We start from the raw sequence: 5,717 nt of genomic DNA on the forward strand, positions 1-5,717 counted from the left end.
TTGCTAATTATCACAATTAACAGAAAAATTGCGGTAATTAAATTTACTAGGGATAGGGAGAAAAAACTATGAAAAAGAAAAAACAGGCTTTAAAGGTATTATTATCAGTTGGTATCCTTTCTTCATCATTTGCTTTTGCCCATACGAGCAGTGCCGCGCCAAATAATGTACTTTCAACCGAAAAGTATAACAAAGAAATTAAATCTCCTGAGTTTATTTCTGGAAAGCTTTCAGGCCCATCATCACAGAAAGCTCAAGACGTCGTATTTCATTATATGAATACAAATAAAGACAAATATAAATTAGGAAACGAAAATGCTCAAAACTCATTTAAAGTGACAGAAGTAGTGAAAGATCCCGTTGAACAAGCAACCGTTGTACGCTTGCAGCAGGTATATAATAATATTCCTGTTTGGGGATCTACTCAATTAGCACACGTAGCGAAAGATGGAACCTTAAAAGTTGTATCAGGTACAGTAGCTCCTGATTTAGATAAAAAGGAAAAGCTAAAAGGACAGAAGCAAGTTGACAGCAAAAAGGCAATTCAAGCAGCCGAAAAAGACTTAGGCTTTAAACCGACGTATGAAAAATCCCCTTCATCTGAACTGTATGTTTATCAAAATGGTTCAGACACAACGTATGCTTATGTAGTAAATTTAAATTTCTTAAGCCCTGAACCAGGCAACTATTATTACTTTGTTGATGCTATTAGCGGTAAAGTGCTAGATAAGTACAATACGATTGATTCCGTAGCTGGTCCAAAAGCCGATGTGAAGCAAGCGGCAAAGCCAGCAGCGAAACCTGTAACAGGAACAAATGCTATTGGCTCAGGTAAAGGAGTGCTTGGAGATACTAAATCTTTAAAGACAACGTTATCTAGTTCTACTTACTACTTACAAGATAATACAAGAGGGGCGACAATCTATACGTATGATGCAAAAAATCGTACATCTCTGCCAGGTACACTATGGGCAGACACGGATAATACGTATAATGCAACCCGCGATGCAGCTGCAGTAGATGCTCACTATTATGCAGGCGTGACATATGATTATTATAAAAACAAATTTAACCGCAACTCCTATGACAATGCAGGAGCTCCGCTAAAATCGACTGTTCATTATAGTAGCGGGTACAATAATGCGTTTTGGAATGGCTCCCAAATGGTATACGGAGATGGAGATGGAACTACTTTTGTTCCGCTATCAGGAGGATTAGATGTTATTGGACATGAATTGACGCATGCGGTCACAGAAAGAAGTTCTAATTTAATCTATCAATATGAATCAGGTGCATTAAACGAAGCAATTTCCGATATTTTCGGAACATTGGTAGAATACTATGACAACCGTAATCCAGATTGGGAAATTGGAGAAGATATTTATACGCCTGGTACAAGCGGTGATGCGCTTCGTTCAATGAGCAACCCAGCGAAATATGGAGATCCGGATCATTATTCAAAGCGCTATACAGGTTCTAGTGACAACGGCGGAGTTCATACAAACAGCGGTATTATCAACAAAGCTGCCTACTTGCTAGCTAACGGAGGAACGCATTACGGGGTTACTGTAACAGGCATCGGCGGCGATAAGCTAGGGAAAATTTATTACCGTGCTAATACGCTATACTTCACTCAGTCTACAACGTTTAGCCAAGCGCGTGCAGGTTTAGTACAAGCTGCTGCTGATCTATACGGTTCAGGCTCTCAAGAAGTAATTTCAGTAGGCAAGTCATTTGACGCAGTTGGTGTTCAATAAGTTATAAACCAAAAGTCGCAAGATAAATGAGGTATCTTACGACTCTCTATACTACCTTACTACCAATAAAGGAGTACTCGTATAAATATATTACAGTACTCCTTTATTTTATGTTAATAAATAAGGAAAACAGATTTCTTCTTGATCTATAAAAATCCACTTCTTATTCCTCCCTTTTATGTCCATTCGAATTATACCGTTGTTTGTTAAATGAAGAGAACACGTTTTAGTAAACGGTCTTATTATAAAATGTTATAATAAAGAAAAGAATTGAATACATACATATGAAAAAGGAGTGGTGGAATCAATGGACAAAATTGCTGTTATTTCAGATATCCACGGAAATCTTCCTGCATTAGAAGCAGTTTTAGCTGACATACAACAGCGAGATATCCATCGCATCATTTGTCTAGGTGATTTAGTAGGAAAAGGACCGGATTCAAGTAAAGCGATTGATATCATAAAAGAAAAGTGCGAAGTAACAGTAATGGGAAACTGGGATGACTTCATTACAAAGCCTGCGGAATTCGAAGCGTTGAAATGGCATCAGAAGAAGTTAAGTTCAGCCCAAGAGGCATACTTAAAGGAACTTCCTTTTTCCGTTGAGTTTATGATGAGCGGAAAATTAATTAGAATGTTTCACGCTTCACCTAGAAGTCTTTATGATCGAATTCAACCCTGGGATTCACTTGAAAAGCGCCTTAGTCTATTTGCTAATACGGAATATACGAAAAATATAAAAGGATCAAGAGAGCCAGATGTTATCTGTTACGGAGATGTACATAATGCATTTATTCAACATATTAAAGGGAAAACGCTATGCAATGTAGGAAGTGTAGGAAACCCGCTTGATTTACCACAAGCTTCTTATCTTATCTTAGAAGGAAAGGATCAAGACGAAAGTCCTTCAGCATTTTCTATTCAATTTGTACGTATTCCATACGATATTGAAAAGGCTATCGAATTGGCGAGAGCTGTAGAGATGCCGGATTTTGAACCCTACGTTCAAGAATTAAAAACAGCTCGCTATAGAGGACTAAAAAATTAAGAATAGAATGTATTTCAACCTTCAGCATAAATACTGAAGGTTTTTTAATGGAGTATATGAGGGGTTTTTCAACACCATTAGTATGATACATGCAAATAAAAGTTATTCCGATGAATTTAAGGWAGGGAAAACTTGGAGAAAAACATACAGCATTTGAAAGGAAATAAATTTTATTTTATGAAGACAATATGAAGAGGGCAATTCCATTTGAACATAAAGTCATGCAAAAACGCCCCTGAAAAGCTGTTTTTATCATAACGAGTGGAGGAATATAGGATGAAATTTTTTATTGATACAGCTAACCTGGAAKATATTAAAAAAGCATATAAAATTGGAGTATTATCAGGTGTTACCACAAACCCTTCGCTAGTAGCTAAAGAAGGCGTAAAGTTTGAAGATCGCATCGAAGAAATTTTAAAAACCGTCCCGGAAGTAGAATCCGTTTCAGCAGAAGTCACGCCCGACACAGTAACAGCAGATGACATGATTGCTCAAGCAGAAGAGCTGATAAAAATTAATGGAGGAGACAAAAATATAACGATTAAACTTCCTATGACCATTGCTGGATTGGAAGCAACCCGTTATCTAGCTAAAAAAGGCGTAAAAACAAACGTAACGTTAATTTTTACAGTAAATCAAGCGCTTCTAGCAGCTCGTGCCGGTGCCACATACGTATCGCCATTTTTAGGACGCTTAGACGATATTTCAGAAGACGGTGTTTATCTGGTATCTCGAATTGCAGAGCTATTTCGAATTCAACACATTGACTCACAAATTATAGCAGCGTCAGTCAGACACCCAGATCACGTCACACGAGTAGCTCTTGCTGGGGCTCATATTGCTACAATTCCGTATGCCGTAATTGAACAATTAGTAAAACACCCGTTAACAGAGCAAGGAATTGAAAAATTTGCATCAGACTGGGAAAAAGCTGTAAAAAGTTAAATTCACTGAAGGAGAAGACATCACTTTAGTGTCTTCTCTGCTTAAAGGGTATACGAAGATTCTTTTTTTCTATTTTGCAGCAAACAACTTATCAATAATAGGCGAACATCCTATACATATATACAGAGATGACATACGTTAATAGAAACGAAAGAGGTGTTAAAATGGGCTGTATTATTAACATTGAAAATATCGTGACTAATGGGTTAAAAGACAACTCGAACGTAAGCGTAGGCTGTGTTGTACAAAATAGTCACACGGCAAATACAAAATCAGTAGGAGCTTGTTTTTCGTTTGGAAACGGCTCTCCTGCTATTGCCTCTATGACAAACAGTAATATCGACTTTTGCAAAGGTGAAGAAAATAAAGAGCAGCAATCTTAAAAGCAATTCCAGAAATACTCTTTCTGGAATTGCTTTTTGGTAAGTGATAGAGTTTGATTAACAAGGTGTTTTGGCTTTTAAAAGAAAAACATACATTCATGAGGAAGGGAGTTGAGGGGTGCAATGAGCATTATTTCTATGATTCCTTATACATACGTTGAAAGAAAAATAAAACGAACACAAAAGGTGACAATTCAGCATTCAAAAGACATGTGTTTATACGCTGATAGTATTGAAACACAAAACGATTGCTTTCACATTAATGACGTATTTGACATCTCTTACAAATGCGTTTCAAAAGACAGCGGCTTTTTATACTTACATACAAATCAAGGGATGTTCGCTTATACCATACAAACCGATCCTTCTGCCTTTATAACAGCATATAAAAATATAAAAACGAAGGAGTGACGCAATGTCACCCCTTCGTTTTTCGTTTCTTATTTTACCCACTGTACAACTTGATCCATACTTCTTCTCGTTTTTCCGCGTTTAGGTTCATGAATTCGGTAGCCGAACGCAACCATAACGGAAATATCAAACTTACCGTCTTCTAGTAATCCTTCTTCTTTTAGAATTTCGTGTACTTGGTCATAGTTAAATCCTTCAATCGGACAAGAATCAATACCAATTTGAGCAGCTGATGTCATCATATTAGCTAGTGCAATATAAGATTGTTTGCTAGCCCAATCAAATAGTGCTCGCTTGCTTTCGAACAAATGAAAATCATTTTCTTGGAAATCTTTATAACGAGGCATTAATGTCTCTAATACATCATCCGGCATTTCTTTTACGTTTTTTTGAAGATTCAACACATATTCAGAGTCATATCTTGCGTCTGTACGAGAAAGAATAATAACAAAATGACTTGCTGTAGGAATTTGACCTTGTGCTCCCCAAGAAACAGCTTTTAATTTTTCTTTTAAATCTTTATTTTCAACGACTAAAAACTTCCATGGCTCATAACCTACTGAGCTTGGAGATAAGCGCCCTGTTTCTAAAATGAATTGGAAATCTTCATCGGAAATTTTCTTCGTTGGATCAAACTCTTTTGTAGCATGACGAAAGTTAAATACGTCTAAAATTTCTTGTTTTTTATCTGTATGGTTCATGTGTAAACAACCTTTCTGTGAAAAATATTTAGTGATGAACTGTTCAGAGTAATCTATACCCTGTATAGCTTACAATTAACAGTCAGTTAACATACAATTTGTCATAAAATCCGTTTGYAGATTTATCATAATTCATATAAATCATTCTAACAAGTACGCACATTTTTGTTGTATAGTATACTTTTTTATACTATTGATGCAGCTTCGTAAGAAGCAGAAAGGAGTCAACAATCTGGAGAGTTTCGTTTTCGAAAAAGTAATTAAGAGGAAGAGAGGAGAAGAGTGATCTTCTCCTTGTTAATTAAATTTTTGTATTTGACTTTTTCGCTTTGTTTTCAAGTTCACTTTTCGGTTCTGTTGAAAATTCAACATCTTTTCCGTGTCCTTGAGGGTTAACTCCAGGAGCTACTTGACCGCGGTTAGCAGATTTTTTTGTACCCATTTTTGTCACCTCCGTTCGGTTAGTATGTAC

The 5,717-nt window shown here is 36.5% G+C and carries 6 protein-coding genes and 1 pseudogene; 5 read left to right on the plus strand and 2 right to left on the minus strand.

Going from position 1 to position 5,717, the window contains the following annotated elements; all coding sequences use genetic code 11:
• Positions 1-158: 158 nt before the first annotated feature.
• The 5 genes and pseudogenes from AC1DRF_RS15235 to AC1DRF_RS15255 form a co-directional block, all read left to right on the plus strand.
• A pseudogene (locus AC1DRF_RS15235) lies at positions 159-1,757 on the plus strand (M4 family metallopeptidase); the annotation flags it as partial.
• 307 nt (positions 1,758-2,064) lie between these two features.
• Positions 2,065-2,805 carry a metallophosphoesterase family protein gene (locus tag AC1DRF_RS15240; protein ID WP_025752383.1) on the plus strand — a complete coding sequence of 247 codons (741 nt, stop codon included), beginning with the start codon at positions 2,065-2,067 and terminating at the stop codon, positions 2,803-2,805.
• A 276-nt stretch (positions 2,806-3,081) separates the two neighbouring features.
• Complete coding sequence (gene fsa / locus AC1DRF_RS15245; RefSeq protein ID WP_477741064.1) at positions 3,082-3,750, plus strand: fructose-6-phosphate aldolase; 669 nt, start codon at positions 3,082-3,084, stop codon at positions 3,748-3,750.
• A gap of 164 nt (positions 3,751-3,914) precedes the next feature.
• Positions 3,915-4,133 carry a spore germination protein gene (locus tag AC1DRF_RS15250; protein ID WP_025752385.1) on the plus strand — a complete coding sequence of 73 codons (219 nt, stop codon included), beginning with the start codon at positions 3,915-3,917 and terminating at the stop codon, positions 4,131-4,133.
• 123 nt (positions 4,134-4,256) lie between these two features.
• Positions 4,257-4,544 carry a hypothetical protein gene (locus tag AC1DRF_RS15255; protein ID WP_043982444.1) on the plus strand — a complete coding sequence of 96 codons (288 nt, stop codon included), beginning with the start codon at positions 4,257-4,259 and terminating at the stop codon, positions 4,542-4,544.
• Between the two features lie 29 nt (positions 4,545-4,573).
• On the opposite strand, the gene AC1DRF_RS15260 is transcribed toward AC1DRF_RS15255, so the two are convergent.
• Both AC1DRF_RS15260 and sspL read right to left on the minus strand, forming a co-directional pair.
• Entirely contained in the window at positions 4,574-5,245 is a 672-nt protein-coding gene (locus tag AC1DRF_RS15260) for an NAD(P)H-dependent oxidoreductase (protein WP_427076557.1), read from the minus strand.
• 301 nt (positions 5,246-5,546) lie between these two features.
• Positions 5,547-5,687, minus strand: a complete 141-nt coding sequence (gene sspL, locus AC1DRF_RS15265) for a small, acid-soluble spore protein L (protein ID WP_013057030.1) — start codon at positions 5,685-5,687, stop codon at positions 5,547-5,549.
• Between the last annotated feature and the right edge of the window lie 30 nt (positions 5,688-5,717).

The organism is Priestia sp. P5_B4 (assembly GCF_056400385.1).

Coding starts and splice junctions, on each gene's coding strand:
- AC1DRF_RS15240 (WP_025752383.1), top strand. CDS start 2,065: ATGGACAAAATTGCTGTTATTTCAGATATCCACGGAAATCTTCCTGCA.
- AC1DRF_RS15250 (WP_025752385.1), top strand. CDS start 3,915: ATGGGCTGTATTATTAACATTGAAAATATCGTGACTAATGGGTTAAAA.
- AC1DRF_RS15255 (WP_043982444.1), top strand. CDS start 4,257: ATGAGCATTATTTCTATGATTCCTTATACATACGTTGAAAGAAAAATA.
- AC1DRF_RS15260 (WP_427076557.1), bottom strand. CDS start 5,245: ATGAACCATACAGATAAAAAACAAGAAATTTTAGACGTATTTAACTTT.
- sspL (WP_013057030.1), bottom strand. CDS start 5,687: ATGGGTACAAAAAAATCTGCTAACCGCGGTCAAGTAGCTCCTGGAGTT.